We start from the raw sequence: 15,371 nt of genomic DNA, 5'->3' as shown, positions 1-15,371 counted from the left end.
AGAATTTTTGATGGAAAAAGTACTAGTTTTTGGTCACAAGAACCCAGACACAGATACAATTTGCTCTGCAATTGCATATGCAGAATTAAAAAAGGCATTAGGTGAAAATGCTGAGGCTATTCGTTTAGGTGAAGTAAGTGCAGAAACACAATTTGCACTTGATTCATTTAAATCTGAAGCACCACGATTAGTAGAAAAAGTTGCAGCTGAAACAAATAATGTTATTTTAGTTGACCATAATGAGCGTCAACAAAGTGCTGATGATATCGAACAAGTTCGTGTACTTGAGGTTATTGATCATCACCGTATTGCTAATTTTGAAACTAGCGATCCTTTATACTACCGTTGTGAGCCAGTTGGATGTACTGCTACAATTTTAAACAAATTGTATAAAGAAAATAATATCGAAATTAAAAAAGAAGTTGCTGGTCTAATGCTTTCAGCAATTATTTCTGATACATTATTATTCAAATCTCCAACTTGTACTGATCAAGATGTTGCTGCTGCAAAAGAACTTGCAGAAATCGCAGGTGTAAATGCAGAGGAATATGGTCTAGAAATGTTAAAAGCAGGTGCAAACCTAGCTGATAAATCAATCGAGTCTTTAGTTTCACTTGATGCGAAAGAATTCAAAATGGGTAACTATAAAGTAGAAATCGCACAAGTAAACGCAGTTGATACAAATGACGTACTTTCTCGTCAAGCAGAATTAGAAAATGTACTTGAAGGCATCGTTGCTAATAAAGGATTAGACTTATTCTTATTCGTTGTAACTGATATTTTAACAAATGACTCAATCGCAGTTGCAAAAGGTACTGCTACTAATGCAGTAGAAAAAGCATACAATGTAACGTTAGAAAACAACACAGCTTTATTAAAAGGTGTTGTATCTCGTAAAAAACAAATCGTTCCAGTATTAACTGAAACATTCAATACACTTTAATTCGTAATTTAACAACAAAGTCTTTGAAAGGCTTTGTTGTTTTTTTATAAATAGCTAATAATTGGGGGATTTGAAATGGAAAATTTAAAATATCCGATTGGCAGATTTACCTTACCACCAAGTTACACTCCTGACCAACGTAAAGAATTTATTAAAGTACTAAAAGATGCTCCAATTAAATTTAAAGAAGTAATCACATCACTTACAGAAGAACAATTAAACACACCTTATCGTGATGGTGGTTGGACACCAAAACAAGTTATTCATCATGTTGCTGATAGCCATATGAATAGTCTTATTCGAGTTAAATTAGCTTTAACTGAAGATAATCCTACGATCAAAGCCTATGATGAAAATGCATGGATTACATTAAGTGATTCGAATTTTGATTTTTATAGTTCCTTAAAAATTATCGAAGGTATTCACGAACGTTATGTAGTCTTACTTGAATCAATAACAGAGGAAGAGTTTAATCGAACTTGTTATCACCCAGAGCTTAAAATCAATATTAGTATAGATTTCATCTTAGCTTTATATGCTTGGCATAGTGAACACCACTTGGCTCATATTTATTTAGTGAAAAACAATTAATAGTTAGGTGTGAAGAACAATAAAATTATTATTCATTTGTAGCAAAAATCAATGGAGAAGTCCTACAGCAGAAAAAATTTTTCACTTATATAATTGCAACCAAGCAAGATCAGCGGGGACTGAAACTGGTGCCAGGATTAAAGTGACAGAGGGACATATTGGTTGGGCAGATATTATTTTTGTAATGGAGAAAAAACATTTAAGAAGAATTCGCGATAAATTCGGAGATATACTCAATGATAAAAAGATTGTCAATCTAGATATAGCTGATGACTATCAGTTTATGGACGAAGAATTAATTGAAATTCTCCAAAATAGAGTATCCGAAATAATTTAAGGTAATTGGGAAAGAAGCGAAAACATTATCAGATTTTAAGGAACCCACTCAGCTAAAAGAGTGGGTTTAGTTCTTTTTACCTAATAAACGGTTAGGATTCTAAGTACTTCCGCATGAATAAAAAAATTTCCAAAATAACCCATTTCACAACAGTGTCAAAGTCCATGTTGTACACATAAAAATAGAGCAAAATAAGAAAAAGGTGTGAGCTGTACTATAAATTATTAAAGCAATATATAAAAAATTCAAATTTAAGTTTGACTGATATAGCCAAAGAATTAAATAAGTTGGGCTTTTCAAAAGACAAGAGCTATTTAAGCAAATTACAAAATGCGAAATTGACTCCACCTGAAGAAAAATTAACTAGAGCGATAGCAAAAGTAACAGGTGGAAATGCTGAAGACTTAATTTGGTGTGCTTATATTATTAATGCACCTGAAAAATTGAAAACTCCTTTACGAAATATCTCAGAAGAAGTATTCAATCTTTCCCAGATCGAAATGAATAGTAATCTAAAATTTGATATGATCTATAAAGAGCAAAACGTTGAGGAGCGTTCAAAAATATTTGCTGAATTTATTAGACAGTCACGATTACAAAAAAATCTATCAATAAAGTGCCTTGCAACAAAAGCAAATGTATCCCATTTATATATTTCACAAATTGAAAATGGCAAAAGAGGTATACCGTCAACTGAAATTATTCGAAAGTTGGCAGAACCACTCGGTGTTCCTGTTATTCAATTGTTTCAATTAGCTGGGATATGTACCAATAGATGAAAATGTTTGGATAGAAGGTATGAACCTCATACCATATAAGATAAAAACAAAACGCCAAAACTTAAAAGAGCGGTTTTAAAAAAAAGGTGATGCTAAAATTAGCACTGAAACCCCTGTAACAGATAAAGTAATTAACAAAGTATCGCAAATCGATGCAGTAATTACAGCAGGAAGTGCATTAATAAATCTTTTTTGAGTTGAACCTTGTTGAAAAATAAAGACGTTTTGAACCCCTAAAGGAAGAATTAATCCAAAAGATAATAAAGAAGCGTGTAAAATAGTTTGAATCATAGAACCACCTAACTGACCATTTTATCTTCATTTCAAATCTTTTTACGAATCTTGACTAAATTTGTAAATTTTAGGAAAGGATAGTAAGAAACTGTAAAAGGAAGTGAAGAGTATGTCACAACAATTTGACAATTTACCTGATTATGAATTATTAGCGAATAATCCAGCATTATCTTTACATGAACTGTCATATCATTATGATATGAGTTTTAATGATATCGCTGAAATTAGAGGAATCTCTGTAGAAGATTTAGTAAATTACTATCAGACAAATACTTCTCACGATTCATTATTTTATTTTGAATAAAATATACATAAAGCTGAGCCAATATCTATTGGCATCGGCTTTTTTTTGTGTAAACAAATCCCCTATTTATTATATTGAAAAAATTGTGAGAATACTAGAATTTTAGACAGACTTAAAAAGTCGGATTGTGAATTAGGTTTAAAAAAAGAAAGTTAAGCCATTTTAGGCTTAACTTCATTTTTTCTTCTTTGTCTTTAGTCGCCAATTATTACAGATCATAAATTTACCAATTGGATATTCAAAATTACATTTTTTAATAAACTTGAAATTTAATTTTTCGCATAATTTATTAGATGGAATGTTATTAGCGGAAGGGAATGCGTGAATATATTTACGCTTCGATTCTTTTTGGGCCTTCTTAATAGCTTTTTTTACTGCAATTGTTGCTATACCTTTTCGTTGAAATTGTGGTAAAATGCTCCAACCAATTTCATAAATAAGTTTACCATCCCATATGCGATCCCAATAGCCAACAGTTCCTATTTTTGTTCTGAATGGAAGCAAAACGATAACAAACATTTGTCCTGTACCTATTTGACTCATTTCAAGATAATGCTTGTGGCGACTCATAATTTGATTTAAACTTTCTAGACCACCAAGATATTTCATCATATTATTCGTATTCGATGACAGAAGTAAATTAAGATCTGCTTCGTTCCACGGCTCAATTAGAATGTTTGATTCATCTATTTTTGACAATTAATACACTCCAAATTTATATTAAAAAGAATCATAATAAGATAGTATTCTGAAGTGAAGATGATATCTCTAATTAAATAACACAAATTAAATAGGTGAAATTCTTATCACGATAACCGCAAAAGGGCTGTTTGAAGTTAAAAAACTTCGGACAGCCCTTTTACTGAACAAAATTAAATTTAATTATGAGTAATAAATAAGGTTTAAATTTTCATCTGATAAGCTCTGACGATAATCCCATCATTTGCTGGTTCGAAGTCAAACTTTGGTAAACGTTTAAATCCAATTCTTTCATATAAACTTATGGCATTTTTCATAAATTCACCGGTATGTAATCCGATTGCTTCGAATCCTTTTTCTTTCGTGCGATTAATACATTCTGAAATTAGCGCAGAAGCAACTCCTTGACCACGGCAGTCTGACTCTACAGCAAGCATTCGGATTTCTGGATAATCAAGTTCGTCGATATAGTCTCCATAGGCATTTATTTTGGCTGGGAATAAAGCGACGCTACCGACAATTTTTCCTAAAACCGTGGCAACAATTATTTCCACACCTTCTTGTTCATCAACATTCGATGAGAGGGACTTCTTTAAAGCATTCCAATGTTTATCTGGTAACAGGTTAACGTATTCATAATAAGCGTTAATTCTTTGTTCTCGAATTGACTGAAACATCTCTTTTTCAGCATTACAAATTTCTATTTTTACCATTAAAATTGCATCTCCTTATGCCTTAATGAATGAGGAACTTTTCATTTTGTCCACTTAAATCTTCGCGATTGTGCTTCGAATTCCAAATCGTAAGTTCTGGACCTTTTGGTAACACTTTTGGTTCTTCTTTTTCGGGTGAAATAGTAATCGATAAATGGTAATGTCGTTTAATCGCATCAAAATCAGTTGTATCCCCAAACCCTGGTGTTTGATATAAATCTCGTACATAGCCCCATAGGTTTTTAAACTCGCGTATTAAATTTCGATTCGTATTAAAGGCTGTAAAGTAAGCAGCATCGAACCGTACAAGTGTTGTATATAACCTAACATCAGTATCAGTAATTTTATCACCAAATAAAAAACGTTGTTTAGATAATCGCTGCTCTAGCTCATCTAATCGATTAAATAATGTTTCATAAGCATCTTCATAGGCTTTCTGAGATTGTGCAAAACCACATTTGTATACGCCATTGTTTACATCAGTGAATATGATTTCGTTTAGCGCATCAATTTCCTGGCGAATGGAAACTGGGTATAAATCTGGTGCATTCTTTTTATGGTACGGCTTCCAAACCGTTTCGAAATAATTTGTTAGCCTAAAATAGTCATTATTGGCAACCTTACCAGAGCTTATATCGATAATAGCGGGTACTGTCGGACGTCCTGAATAGTTTTGATCTGATTTATGATAGATTTCACTCATATAGCGAACGCCTAATATTGGATCAACTCCTCCTGAGTCCAAAGAAAATTCCCAATCCACGTGAGGCAATCTTGGACGCATTGGACTGACGGTACCTAAACTGATTGCATTTTCTAAACCTAAAACTTTTCGTACAATAACAGAGCGATGTGCCCATGGACAAGCAGCTGACCAAATGAGACGATATCGACCTGCTTCAATAGGGAGTTCTCCTGGTTTATTTCCAAATGGTGTAGAAAAACGATTTAATTGACGTCTAAAGAAACCATCAACTGTTACTTCAGTTGGTTTAGTTTTATTCATACTTAAACTTCCTTTCTCACTACTTTGGATAAAATTTTTTAGAGTTTTTGAAGGTGAACATAGAAGTAATTCTAATACTCTATTATACTCCTAAAATTCAGAAAATGTATTTTTTCTGGTCATACTTATGATGACAATACGATCTATATAATTGCTTTATACCACTTTGTTAGAAATTATCTCGAATTTGAGGTATATTTAAGTTGCTTAATAAATATAGCAACGAAAACCTTATAAATCTACTCAAATTTTCTTTAAAATTACAGAAATTGGGAGGAATAGTTAAATGGAAATAGGAATTAGTACTTTTGTAGAAACAACGCCTGGTGCAAATACAGGTAATGTAATAAGCCATGCAGAACGATTACGTGAAGTGGTTGAGGAGATTATTCTAGCAGATCAAGTTGGATTAGATTGATTTGGAGTAGGGGAACATCATCGTAATGATTTTGCAGCATCATCTCCAGCAGTCGTATTAGCAGCAGCTGCATCACAAACAAATCGTATTCGACTAACAAGTGCCGTAACTGTCCTTTCATCATCATCTCCAGTACGAGTATTTCAAGATTTTGCTACGCTTGATGGTATTTCGAATGGTCGAGCGGAAATCATGGCGGGACGTGGTTCATTCATCGAATCATTTCCTTTATTCGGCTATAATTTAAACGACTATGATGAGCTTTTTGAAGAAAAACTGGATTTACTGTTAACCTTGCAAAAATCTGAATTCGTAACATGGAGTGGAAAACACCGACCAGCCATTAACAATATAGGAATTTATCCACGTCCAGTTCAGGAGCCCCTGCCAATTTGGATTGGAAGTGGCGGAAACAGTGAGTCAGTCGTTCGAGCTGGACTATTAGGAGTTCCACTAGTTCTTGCAATTATAGGTGGACGACCAATTCAGTTCGCACCACTTGTTGAGCTATATAAAAAAGCAGCAGCACATGCCGGTCATGATGTAAACAAACTAAAGATTGCATCCCATTCACATGGGTTCATCGCAGAAGATACAATGACTGCTGCAGATAAATTTTTCCCATCAACTCAACAAGTCATGAATAAGCTTGGAAAAGAACGCGGTTGGGGAACATATGACCGAGCTGCATTCGATGCGGCGCGAAGCTTTGAAGGTGCACTTTATGTTGGAGATTCTGAGACTGTCGCACAAAAAATCATCCACCTTCGAAAAAATGTAGGTATTACAAGATTTATGCTTCATGTACCAGTTGGTTCGATGCCACATGCAGACGTAATGAAAGCAATCGAACTATTAGGTAAGGAAGTTGCACCAATCGTTCGAGATGAAATTGCAAAGTGGGAAGCAAATCAATAACTGGAAATAAACGAAAAGCTGTTTTCTATAAGAGGACAGTTTTTTTATATCGATCAAATAAAAAAAATCGTGATAATATTCCATCAAATGGAAAAGAATATTGCTAGGAAAGGAGGGTATGCAAATGTTAATAAAAAATTGGTTCTCAGGATTAATTGTTTTTATGGCAACGATTTTGCTGATGGCAACTCCAGGTAATTTCAAAGCTTTTGCTGAATCTGAGGTTTCAGATGCAAATAATCGAGCACAAACAATCGTAGTAGAGTTAAATGATGATTACTTTAACCCGAAAAACATCACGATTCCAAATGGTACGAAAACAACTTTATTATTAAAAAATAAAGGGAGTAAACCACATACTTTTACTGTGAAAATGCTCAATATTGATGTAGAAGTTCAACCAAGAACTGAAAAAACTATTTCAGTATTACCAAAACAAGCAAATACATATGATCTTACATGTAAGTACCATTTTAATGTAGGTATGGTAGGAAAAGTAATCGTAAAATAAAGTCAAGGCCATTTGGCCTTGACTTTATTTATGTTTTGATAATTTACTACAATAAAGAAATGTCATTTGAATTTCTAACAGGAACATTACTATTTAGCAATATCTCCTCATACAATTAAAATGAGGAGGGATATGGATGGAGAACATCGATTTTCATATACTTCAATGGTTTTTTGGTAGTACACCGATCCTTGGTTTAGCTTTAATGATGTTTATTGCTTCATCACTTGGGAAACGCCTCACTATACCAATTATTACAGTTATCGTAACATCATGCTTGTGGTTTGTTTGGAAAACGCTACCAAACGATATTTGGCATCGTATGGGAGCAAACGGTACTGTTGGGATATACCAACATATAACCTTCGCTCTAATCCTTGGTTTTGTCACATCGAGCATTCTCGGAATGTTTCAAAAAACTCAACACGCTAAATAAGAATACCATTAGATAGATGAACATTTTAAAGGCTAACAATGATTTTAGATAGATGAATCTAATGTACTAATAACGATGAGCTTCTCTAAAAAGAGGCTCCTTTTTCTATTGCAAAGAATCGAAAGCGGATTCATAAAAAAGAATCAAAAATAATAAAAAAACCAATTGACTCTCCCCTCGGAGGAGGCTTTACATTATGTTTTGTAGAGCTTTAAAGGAGTTGAGTTAAGATGAAAAAACAAAACATAATGTTATTTTTAGTATTAATGAACTTATTCATTATTTTTTTAGGAATTGGGTTAGTTATTCCCGTCACACCTTCAATTATGAATGAGTTAAATATATCTGGTACAATTGTGGGCTATATGGTAGCTGCATTTGCTATTACACAATTATTTTTTTCACCAATTGCAGGTCGCTGGGTAGACCAATTCGGACGTAAAAAAATGATTATAACGGGATTATTAATCTTTAGTATCTCAGAGTTTTTATTCGGAATGGGTAAAACGATTGAGGTTCTTTTTATTTCACGTATGCTAGGCGGAATAAGTGCGGCATTCATTATGCCAGCTGTAACAGCATTTATAGCAGATGTTACAACAGTTGAAACAAGAGCAAAAGCACTCGGCTATATGTCGGCTGCAATTTCAACAGGTTTTATTGTTGGACCAGGTGTTGGAGGATTTTTAGCAGAATATGGTCCACGCATACCATTTTTCTCTGCAGCAGGATTGGCGATTTTCGCAGGCGTTTTATCTATTACAGTCCTTCCTGAGCCAGAACGCAATCAATACTGTATTGAGGAGAAAGGACAAAAACCAGGATTTAAACGTATTTTTGCTCCGATGTATTTTATATCGTTTATGGTTATATTGATCTCACAATTTGGTTTATCAGCTTTTGAATCCTTATTTTCATTGTTCACAAATCATAAATTTGGTTTTACACCGAAAGACATAGCAATTATGATTACTGGTGGTGGGATAGTTGGTGCGATTGCTCAAATAGCATTATTTGATCGATTAACAAAATGGATGGGAGAAATTCGATTAATTCGATATAGTTTAATCCTGTCTACAATTCTAGTGTTTATGATGACAATTGTGAACTCATATTTTATGATTTTACTAGTGACGATTACTGTATTTTTAGGCTTTGATTTAATGCGTCCAGCTGTTACAACCTATTTATCTAAAATTGCAGGTAATGAACAAGGCTTTGTAGGTGGGATGAACTCAATGTTTACTAGTTTTGGGAATGTAATAGGACCAATAATAGGTGGAATCCTATTTGATATAGACTTAAACTATCCATTTTATTTTGCAACAGTCTTATTAGCGAGTGGCGTTGGTTTAACAATTGCCTGGAAAATGCCAGTATATCGAACAGCATAATATATCAAAAAAGCGTATTCTATATTTACGAATAAAGAATATGCTTCTTTTGCTAAAATAAGAATGTGGAGGTGATTAATGTGAAGGAAAAACTTTATTCAATAGGTGAGGTATCCAAGTTAGTTAATATTTCGATTAAAGCACTCCGATATTATGATAAAATCAATTTATTTAAACCAGCGTATGTCGATCCAGATACGAATTATCGATATTACAAAGACTCACAAATTCATCTTCTCGATTTAATCAAATCACTCAAATATATTGGTACACCATTAGAAGAGATGAAAGAAGTACAGGGGCTACAGAGAGATGAATTTTTCTCCTTTTTAACAGAACAAGAAAAAATTGTAAGAGAAAAAATAGATTCATTAATCGAAATTGAAAAAATCATCGCAAATGCAAAAAAGGGATTGCAAAAACAAAAGGATTATCCTCAATTTGGTGAAGTGTTTTTTTCGTATGAAGAAGAAATGCAAATCATTCAGACGAAAGCTAATGGGATCGATCCGAAAAATATTTTGAATGCTTCATATAGTAAATTAAAGAAATTTGCTGCATCTACAGAAGGTTTTAGGAACAATGGTTATGGAGCCATTGTGCCATATAAGTCTTATACACATGTTAGTGAAGTAACATATCAATATTTATTTACACCCGTTTTAACAAAAAAACAAACTACACTACTATTACCAGATACCGAGCTTTCAACCATCCCCGAAGGAAAATACATATGCATAACTTATAAAAGCGTATCATCTAATGATTATTTTACAAACTTACAAAGACTTATTGACTATATAGACAAACATCAAATAACAATTAAAAGTGATATATATGAGTCATTAATACATAATAATTATTCACCAAATCAAAAAGAAGAATTTTTGATTGAAATGAGAGTATTGGTCGATGATGAAAGAGAATAGACAGACAAAAATATGATTTAAAAAGCTCATAGAAAATTTTTGAAAGACTCCTTAAAGGGTCTTTTTTTACTTTTATGATCCGAAAATAAAATTATTTAATATACAAATTGAATTATTGAATAAAAAGCTAAATATTAATATGAAAATTAAACTTTCAAGCTCTGTGAATTAACTTATTCAATATAAACATTTAATAATTTAATTAAAACGTATATTTTTATAAATAATTTTAAATTTTTGTTTGAAAAATTAAATATATAGTGTATGATATGTTTAAATAAAAGAAAGGAGAACAGTATGTCGTATCCTTTACTCACTAATTGTCCTGTTTGTAGCAAGGCACTTAAAATTACTAAGCTACATTGTAACCATTGTCAGACTACGATTGAAAATGAATTTGAAGTATCAAGATTAGCAGCTCTAGGTCAAGAACAACTTCATTTTATTGAGATTTTTCTTAAATGTCGTGGAAATATTAAAGAGGTCGAAAAGGAACTAGGAATTTCTTATCCGACTGTCAGAGGAAAATTAGATGAAATTATCTCTACTCTTGGGTATTCCACTCAAAAGAAACCAGAAATAGATAAATCTAAAATTGTAACATTATTGGAAAAAGGCGAAATTACGGCTGAGAAAGCCATTCAATTATTAAAAGAGGGGGACTTATAATGAAAGATGAGATTTCTAGAATCTTAACGTTGGTGGAAGAAGGAAAGATTGATAAAGATAAAGCAAGTGAATTAATTAATATTTTACAAGATAAAGATCAGCCAGAACGCGTATCTTTGAAAAAAGAATCATATGGAAATAAAATCTTAAAGATTCGTGTGAACTCTGAAGTAGGAGATAATGTTAATGTAAATGTACCGATTAATCTTGTGAAGGCTGTATTAAAAGTAGGTACTAATATTGCTGAAAAAATTCCTGAAGCTGAAAAATATGTTAAAGATATTAACATTGATCTACTAATCGAAGCAATTGAAAACGAAATGGTCGGACAAATCGTTGACATCACTTCATCTAACGGTGATAAAGTTTTCGTCGTGATTGAGTAGAATATGTTAAAGGTCAAGGTGAAAATAGAAGGAAAGCGATTCTCCATTCCTGTTCCTTATGCAGTTTTAAATTTAGCAAGTTTGATCATCACATCAAAATTGCTAAATCGTTTAATAAATAAAGCAATCAGAAGAAATGGCAGCAAATTCAACTTTCCTGAAATTGATAGAAAGGATTTGAAGCCGTTACTAGAGGGACTTTCAAAAAACAGTGGACTAATCCTTGTTGATACGAAATTAAAAGATGGAACAGAGGTAGTAGTAAAGCTTTAGAGTTCCGTCTTTCAAACACTAATTTATATTTTCCTTTCTACCAAAATGATACTAGTTACTTATAATAATATTATGTAAACAAAAGTGAATTATAAAAAACCCCTTTCTAAAAAAATGGGGTTTTTCTTATTAATAATTTTCATCATCCCAAACATTACTTGCATTTTGTGTTCGATTCATCATTTTTGCTAAATAAAGTTCAGTCGTTTGAATACTTTCATGACCTAAACTTCGACTAACTTGATAAATGCTCGCACCTTTTTCAATTGAACGACATGCATAATGATGTCGAAAGAAGTGAGGACTAATATTGTTCGATCGATTATGTTCTTTTACAAAAGGTAAATCAGAATCTTTTATCATTTCAATTACATATTTTGATAAGTATTTAAACGAATAATGTTGATTCAGTTTATTTGGAAAAAATGGACTTGAATCAGTTTTTGAAATGACATTTGATAGACCACGTCGACTCCTTAGTTTACATAAATCTACAAATACATGATTTAATAATTTAACTTCACGTTTTTTATTTCCTTTTCCAATAATCTCTAGCCAATAACCGTTTGAATCCTTTGTAACTTTACCCCAATTTGCCTCTGCTAGTTCCCGAATTCGCATACCAGTTGTAGCTAATAATTTGATTATAGTCGTTTTTAAAATATTTCCATTATAAAAATTCAATAATGCTTTAACTTCACTTTCTTCTAAATCGCGATTAGGTAAATCATCCTTTGTAATTTTTGCATTCAATATTCGAGTATATAAGGGTACTTGAACGTAATGACTATCAAATAAAAACTTGAAAAAGCTTTTTAATATGACAAGTTTTCTTGAAAGAGTTGTAACACGATATTGTTGATTGTTCGAACCGTATTGATAAGTAGATAGCCATTGTTGATATGAATCGATATGTCTTTGTTTTAAGTTTTTGAAAAATGAAGTTTCAATATAAGATTCTACATCCTGACGCAAAAAATCTTCACTCTTCATCAAGTATCGAAAAAACTGCATTAACTCTCGTATGTATTCCACCTTTGTACTATTTTTTCGTTGTTTCGATTTTTGTATATCTTTTCTTTGATGGACAAAGTAGTAGATCATATCCAAATCAGAAAAACCTTCATAGATCATTCGATGATTTTTTTCATTTTCAAACTTTGTTTGTAGAAGAATAGGAAAGTATGTTTCATCTATTAAATACTCAATTATGTTGGATTCATTTAGATTCGTACTTGGTAAATGCACTGAATTTGTAATAAGTAGACTTGATTTTACTAACATATTACTCACCTCATAAACTATTATACATAAATCAACCTATTTATAGTATTAATTCGAATATTTTTTCCAGCTAAATAATTTACTTTAATATTTTATAAATATTAAAATGTATGAAATGAATAAGGTAGAAAAATACACTATTATTCTACTTTAAAAAAAGTTTGTATATTTAATTATTTATAAATAAATTGATTTAGTTGTATCTGTTTAATTACTTTTTAACAATTTTTTGGAAATAATTATGATATAATGAGTCTATAAAACAATGAAAAAGGAAGAATTCAAATGTTAGAACAAGATCATAAAATGAAAGAGATTGTTACAACAAATGAGGCTGTAGAACTGTTAGGTGTATCGAAACAAACGATTTACAATTATATAAAGGCTGGAAAACTTAATCTTGTTTATGAAGATTGGCAAATCGATGGGACGATGAGGTTTTACCTAGAGGATCTTAATCAATTAAAGTCCCAAACTGTAAAACCGGTAGGACTAACTGTTCTTGAAACAGCAAATTTATTAGGAGTATCGAAAGCAACAATCCATCAATATATAAAAAATGGGAAAATTAACGCAAGTAAAGTAAATTTTAAAGGTAGACTAACTGTATTTATTCCAGAAGAAGAAATTGAAAATCTAAAATTCTCACAAAAAAATGCATCAAGAAAAAAGTCTTTTTTTACAAAGGACTTAGAATTTTACTTATTTGGACTATATGAAATTCCAAACTCGAACGAAAAAGCCCGTATCATTGAGCTTAATGAGACCTCTGAAATCTTAGCCAAAACGAACATGGGTGAACTTTTAAATAAAGAAGAACTTACAAGCCGTGGTTTTAGAAAAGCTTATGAAATGAAGAAAGCCAGTCATAGTACGAAAAGAGGTATGATCTCTTTTCAATTTCCAATCCCTCAGTCAATTAGTGCTCCGATTTTTGGCATTATCGATTCTTTTTATAAACACATTGGACATCAAAATATGAATCTTTATATAAAGGACAACTCAATTAAGGTCGAAATAAAACCAATTAAACTACCATATCTTGATTCCAACATTGAACAAGATTTTGAAATTTTACAAAACTGTTTAATTGATGGCAAGCTTTCTACTAGACCAGGTTTTATTGTGTTTACGAGTAATCAAGAACAACTAACTATTTTTGTGAAAGATTCAATAAAAGAAAAGATTAAACAAATTGCACTAGCTCATCATACTGGAATTGAGGATATTACTGAGAAGCTTTTGCTTATGGGTTTAAAGGAATTTGAAAAAAATAACTCATTTAATGACTAAATTTACTCGCCAATTTCCGACAATGAGATGGATACTTGTATTAGAAATCAAATCTCGATGCGTCTATTGAACTAGTTTAGATAATTCTGAAAATAGTGAAAAAGGGGAATGAAAATGAAGTTTATCGACTTAAGAAGTGACACTGTAACAAATCCTACAGATGAAATGAGACAAGCCATGTTTTTAGCCGAAGTTGGCGATGATGTTTATGGCGATGATCCAACTGTACAAAAATTAGAAATTCTAGCTGCTTCTATGATTGGAAAAGAAGCTGCTTTATTTGTACCAAGTGGAACATTTGGTAACCAGCTTGCTTTGTTTACACATTGTGATCGAGGTACTGAAGTCATTCTTGGAGAGGATTGTCATATTTTCGAACATGAAGTAGGAGCTGCTTCAATTATTGCAGGAGTTCACTTAAGAACTTTACAAACAACTCATGGCAAGATGGATATTAACCGAATTAAACATTCGATCCAACCTGATGACATCCATTATCCAGAAACTTCATTAATCTGTTTAGAAAATGCCTATTCAAATGGATCTGTAGTAGATATCGACTATATGAAGCAAGTTTATAACATAGCAAAAGATACAAATATTCCTGTTCATTTAGATGGCGCAAGAATATTTAATGCAGCTACTTATTTAAAAACGGATGTCAAAGAGTTATCTCAATATAGTGATTCAGTAATGTTTTGTTTATCAAAAGGACTTTGTGCTCCAGTAGGTTCAATTCTTGCTGGTAGTAAAGAATTTATTGAAAAAGCAAAAAAGAAGCGTAAATTACTCGGTGGAGGCTGGAGACAATCTGGATTTTTAGCTGCCGCTGGTATAATCGCATTAGAGAAAATGACGAAACGATTACATGAAGATCATGAAAATGCTCAATATTTAGCTAATAGACTAACTGAAATCCCTGGAATTAATGTTGATACATCTCAACTTCATATCAATTTAGTATTCTTTCAAATGACTGATCTGAGAAGAAGTCCTGAAGAAATTGAACATATTTTTAAAGAGAATGGAATTATCACTTTTGCTCCAGAAGAAAACGGCATGATGCGTTTTGCCACACATTACTGGATTACGAAAAATGATATTGATAAAGTAATTGATGTGATGAAAACAATTTGATTTTTATATGCAATTGCTGTATTAGTTGAGTTAATGGGACTATCTTTTTGAGGCAGA

18 protein-coding genes and 2 pseudogenes are annotated in these 15,371 nt (G+C 32.0%); 15 read left to right on the top strand and 5 right to left on the bottom strand.

The features are described 5' to 3' along the window. Positions 1 to 10: 10 nt before the first annotated feature. The 4 genes from COJ46_RS02190 to COJ46_RS02175 all read left to right on the top strand — a co-directional run bounded on the left by COJ46_RS02190 (position 11) and on the right by COJ46_RS02175 (position 2,650). Positions 11 to 943 (top strand): manganese-dependent inorganic pyrophosphatase, encoded by a 933-nt coding sequence (locus tag COJ46_RS02190; protein ID WP_097977395.1) that lies wholly within the window; start codon positions 11 to 13, stop codon positions 941 to 943. Positions 944 to 1,018: 75 nt separating this feature from the next. Next, on the top strand, positions 1,019 to 1,534 hold the full coding sequence (locus tag COJ46_RS02185) for a YfiT family bacillithiol transferase (RefSeq protein WP_097977393.1): 516 nt from the start codon (positions 1,019 to 1,021) through the stop codon (positions 1,532 to 1,534). A 19-nt stretch (positions 1,535 to 1,553) separates the two neighbouring features. Beyond that, positions 1,554 to 1,871 carry a low molecular weight protein tyrosine phosphatase family protein gene (locus COJ46_RS02180; RefSeq protein WP_098565644.1) on the top strand — a complete coding sequence of 106 codons (318 nt, stop codon included), beginning with the start codon at positions 1,554 to 1,556 and terminating at the stop codon, positions 1,869 to 1,871. A gap of 287 nt (positions 1,872 to 2,158) precedes the next feature. After that, positions 2,159 to 2,650 carry a helix-turn-helix domain-containing protein gene (locus COJ46_RS02175; RefSeq protein ID WP_097977390.1) on the top strand — a complete coding sequence of 164 codons (492 nt, stop codon included), beginning with the start codon at positions 2,159 to 2,161 and terminating at the stop codon, positions 2,648 to 2,650. A 32-nt stretch (positions 2,651 to 2,682) separates the two neighbouring features. On the opposite strand, the pseudogene COJ46_RS02170 reads toward COJ46_RS02175, so the two are convergent. Further along, positions 2,683 to 2,941: pseudogene (locus COJ46_RS02170) on the bottom strand (LysE family transporter); the annotation flags it as partial. Between the two features lie 112 nt (positions 2,942 to 3,053). Between COJ46_RS02170 and COJ46_RS02165 the strand changes: the two are divergent. After that, positions 3,054 to 3,248: a hypothetical protein gene (locus COJ46_RS02165; RefSeq protein WP_025569137.1), complete on the top strand. Its 195-nt coding sequence runs from the start codon at positions 3,054 to 3,056 to the stop codon at positions 3,246 to 3,248. A 174-nt stretch (positions 3,249 to 3,422) separates the two neighbouring features. On the opposite strand, the gene COJ46_RS02160 is transcribed toward COJ46_RS02165, so the two are convergent. The 3 genes from COJ46_RS02160 to COJ46_RS02150 all read right to left on the bottom strand — a co-directional run bounded on the left by COJ46_RS02160 (position 3,423) and on the right by COJ46_RS02150 (position 5,666). Next, positions 3,423 to 3,947: a GNAT family N-acetyltransferase gene (locus tag COJ46_RS02160; protein WP_097977388.1), complete on the bottom strand. Its 525-nt coding sequence runs from the start codon at positions 3,945 to 3,947 to the stop codon at positions 3,423 to 3,425. Between the two features lie 203 nt (positions 3,948 to 4,150). Then, complete coding sequence (locus tag COJ46_RS02155; RefSeq protein WP_098565643.1) at positions 4,151 to 4,660, bottom strand: GNAT family N-acetyltransferase; 510 nt, start codon at positions 4,658 to 4,660, stop codon at positions 4,151 to 4,153. A gap of 22 nt (positions 4,661 to 4,682) precedes the next feature. Then, positions 4,683 to 5,666: a glutathione S-transferase family protein gene (locus COJ46_RS02150; RefSeq protein WP_097977384.1), complete on the bottom strand. Its 984-nt coding sequence runs from the start codon at positions 5,664 to 5,666 to the stop codon at positions 4,683 to 4,685. Positions 5,667 to 5,952: 286 nt separating this feature from the next. On the opposite strand from COJ46_RS02150, the pseudogene COJ46_RS02145 reads away from it, so the two are divergent. The 8 genes and pseudogenes from COJ46_RS02145 to COJ46_RS02110 all read left to right on the top strand — a co-directional run bounded on the left by COJ46_RS02145 (position 5,953) and on the right by COJ46_RS02110 (position 11,600). Further along, positions 5,953 to 7,002, top strand: a pseudogene (locus COJ46_RS02145) (LLM class flavin-dependent oxidoreductase). A 124-nt stretch (positions 7,003 to 7,126) separates the two neighbouring features. Then, the gene (locus COJ46_RS02140) at positions 7,127 to 7,513 is read left to right on the top strand and encodes a cupredoxin domain-containing protein (protein ID WP_097977382.1); all 387 of its coding nucleotides are present in this window, start codon (positions 7,127 to 7,129) and stop codon (positions 7,511 to 7,513) included. A gap of 136 nt (positions 7,514 to 7,649) precedes the next feature. Further along, positions 7,650 to 7,949, top strand: coding sequence for a hypothetical protein (locus tag COJ46_RS02135; protein ID WP_097977381.1), 300 nt, complete (start codon positions 7,650 to 7,652; stop codon positions 7,947 to 7,949). 230 nt (positions 7,950 to 8,179) lie between these two features. Further along, a complete protein-coding gene (locus tag COJ46_RS02130) occupies positions 8,180 to 9,343 on the top strand; it encodes an MFS transporter (RefSeq protein WP_098565642.1) in 1,164 nt (387 codons plus the stop codon). 80 nt (positions 9,344 to 9,423) lie between these two features. Next, entirely contained in the window at positions 9,424 to 10,272 is an 849-nt protein-coding gene (locus COJ46_RS02125) for a MerR family transcriptional regulator (RefSeq protein WP_098565641.1), read from the top strand. A gap of 297 nt (positions 10,273 to 10,569) precedes the next feature. After that, complete coding sequence (locus tag COJ46_RS02120; protein WP_098565640.1) at positions 10,570 to 10,941, top strand: DUF2089 domain-containing protein; 372 nt, start codon at positions 10,570 to 10,572, stop codon at positions 10,939 to 10,941. Next, positions 10,941 to 11,327: an SHOCT-like domain-containing protein gene (locus COJ46_RS02115; protein ID WP_097977375.1), complete on the top strand. Its 387-nt coding sequence runs from the start codon at positions 10,941 to 10,943 to the stop codon at positions 11,325 to 11,327. Before COJ46_RS02120 ends, COJ46_RS02115 begins: the two co-directional genes overlap by 1 nt. 3 nt (positions 11,328 to 11,330) lie before the next feature. Beyond that, complete coding sequence (locus tag COJ46_RS02110; protein WP_097977373.1) at positions 11,331 to 11,600, top strand: hypothetical protein; 270 nt, start codon at positions 11,331 to 11,333, stop codon at positions 11,598 to 11,600. A 129-nt stretch (positions 11,601 to 11,729) separates the two neighbouring features. Here COJ46_RS02110 and COJ46_RS02105 read toward each other — a convergent pair whose 3' ends face one another. Continuing rightward, positions 11,730 to 12,884: a tyrosine-type recombinase/integrase gene (locus COJ46_RS02105; RefSeq protein ID WP_097977371.1), complete on the bottom strand. Its 1,155-nt coding sequence runs from the start codon at positions 12,882 to 12,884 to the stop codon at positions 11,730 to 11,732. A 285-nt stretch (positions 12,885 to 13,169) separates the two neighbouring features. On the opposite strand from COJ46_RS02105, the gene COJ46_RS02100 reads away from it, so the two are divergent. Together COJ46_RS02100 and ltaE are read left to right on the top strand one after the other, a co-directional pair. Then, positions 13,170 to 14,177 carry a helix-turn-helix domain-containing protein gene (locus COJ46_RS02100; protein WP_097977369.1) on the top strand — a complete coding sequence of 336 codons (1,008 nt, stop codon included), beginning with the start codon at positions 13,170 to 13,172 and terminating at the stop codon, positions 14,175 to 14,177. A 114-nt stretch (positions 14,178 to 14,291) separates the two neighbouring features. Beyond that, positions 14,292 to 15,314, top strand: a complete 1,023-nt coding sequence (gene ltaE / locus COJ46_RS02095; protein WP_098565639.1) for a low-specificity L-threonine aldolase — start codon at positions 14,292 to 14,294, stop codon at positions 15,312 to 15,314. Positions 15,315 to 15,371: the final 57 nt, after the last annotated feature.

Source organism: Bacillus sp. AFS077874 (assembly GCF_002566505.1).
Lineage (GTDB): Bacteria > Bacillota > Bacilli > Bacillales > Bacillaceae_G > Gottfriedia.
The sequence above is the reverse complement of the archived record's forward strand: the minus strand, read 5'-3'. Positions and strand labels throughout refer to the sequence as shown.

Bases quoted from the DNA above. Each gene is read 5' to 3' on its own strand.
- ltaE (WP_098565639.1), top strand. From the start codon at position 14,292: ATGAAGTTTATCGACTTAAGAAGTGACACTGTAACAAATCCTACAGAT.
- COJ46_RS02155 (WP_098565643.1), bottom strand. From the start codon at position 4,660: ATGGTAAAAATAGAAATTTGTAATGCTGAAAAAGAGATGTTTCAGTCA.
- COJ46_RS02165 (WP_025569137.1), top strand. From the start codon at position 3,054: ATGTCACAACAATTTGACAATTTACCTGATTATGAATTATTAGCGAAT.
- COJ46_RS02190 (WP_097977395.1), top strand. From the start codon at position 11: ATGGAAAAAGTACTAGTTTTTGGTCACAAGAACCCAGACACAGATACA.
- COJ46_RS02105 (WP_097977371.1), bottom strand. From the start codon at position 12,884: ATGTTAGTAAAATCAAGTCTACTTATTACAAATTCAGTGCATTTACCA.
- COJ46_RS02100 (WP_097977369.1), top strand. From the start codon at position 13,170: ATGTTAGAACAAGATCATAAAATGAAAGAGATTGTTACAACAAATGAG.
- COJ46_RS02185 (WP_097977393.1), top strand. From the start codon at position 1,019: ATGGAAAATTTAAAATATCCGATTGGCAGATTTACCTTACCACCAAGT.
- COJ46_RS02115 (WP_097977375.1), top strand. From the start codon at position 10,941: ATGAAAGATGAGATTTCTAGAATCTTAACGTTGGTGGAAGAAGGAAAG.
- COJ46_RS02135 (WP_097977381.1), top strand. From the start codon at position 7,650: ATGGAGAACATCGATTTTCATATACTTCAATGGTTTTTTGGTAGTACA.
- COJ46_RS02140 (WP_097977382.1), top strand. From the start codon at position 7,127: ATGTTAATAAAAAATTGGTTCTCAGGATTAATTGTTTTTATGGCAACG.
- COJ46_RS02110 (WP_097977373.1), top strand. From the start codon at position 11,331: ATGTTAAAGGTCAAGGTGAAAATAGAAGGAAAGCGATTCTCCATTCCT.
- COJ46_RS02120 (WP_098565640.1), top strand. From the start codon at position 10,570: ATGTCGTATCCTTTACTCACTAATTGTCCTGTTTGTAGCAAGGCACTT.
- COJ46_RS02150 (WP_097977384.1), bottom strand. From the start codon at position 5,666: ATGAATAAAACTAAACCAACTGAAGTAACAGTTGATGGTTTCTTTAGA.
- COJ46_RS02130 (WP_098565642.1), top strand. From the start codon at position 8,180: ATGAAAAAACAAAACATAATGTTATTTTTAGTATTAATGAACTTATTC.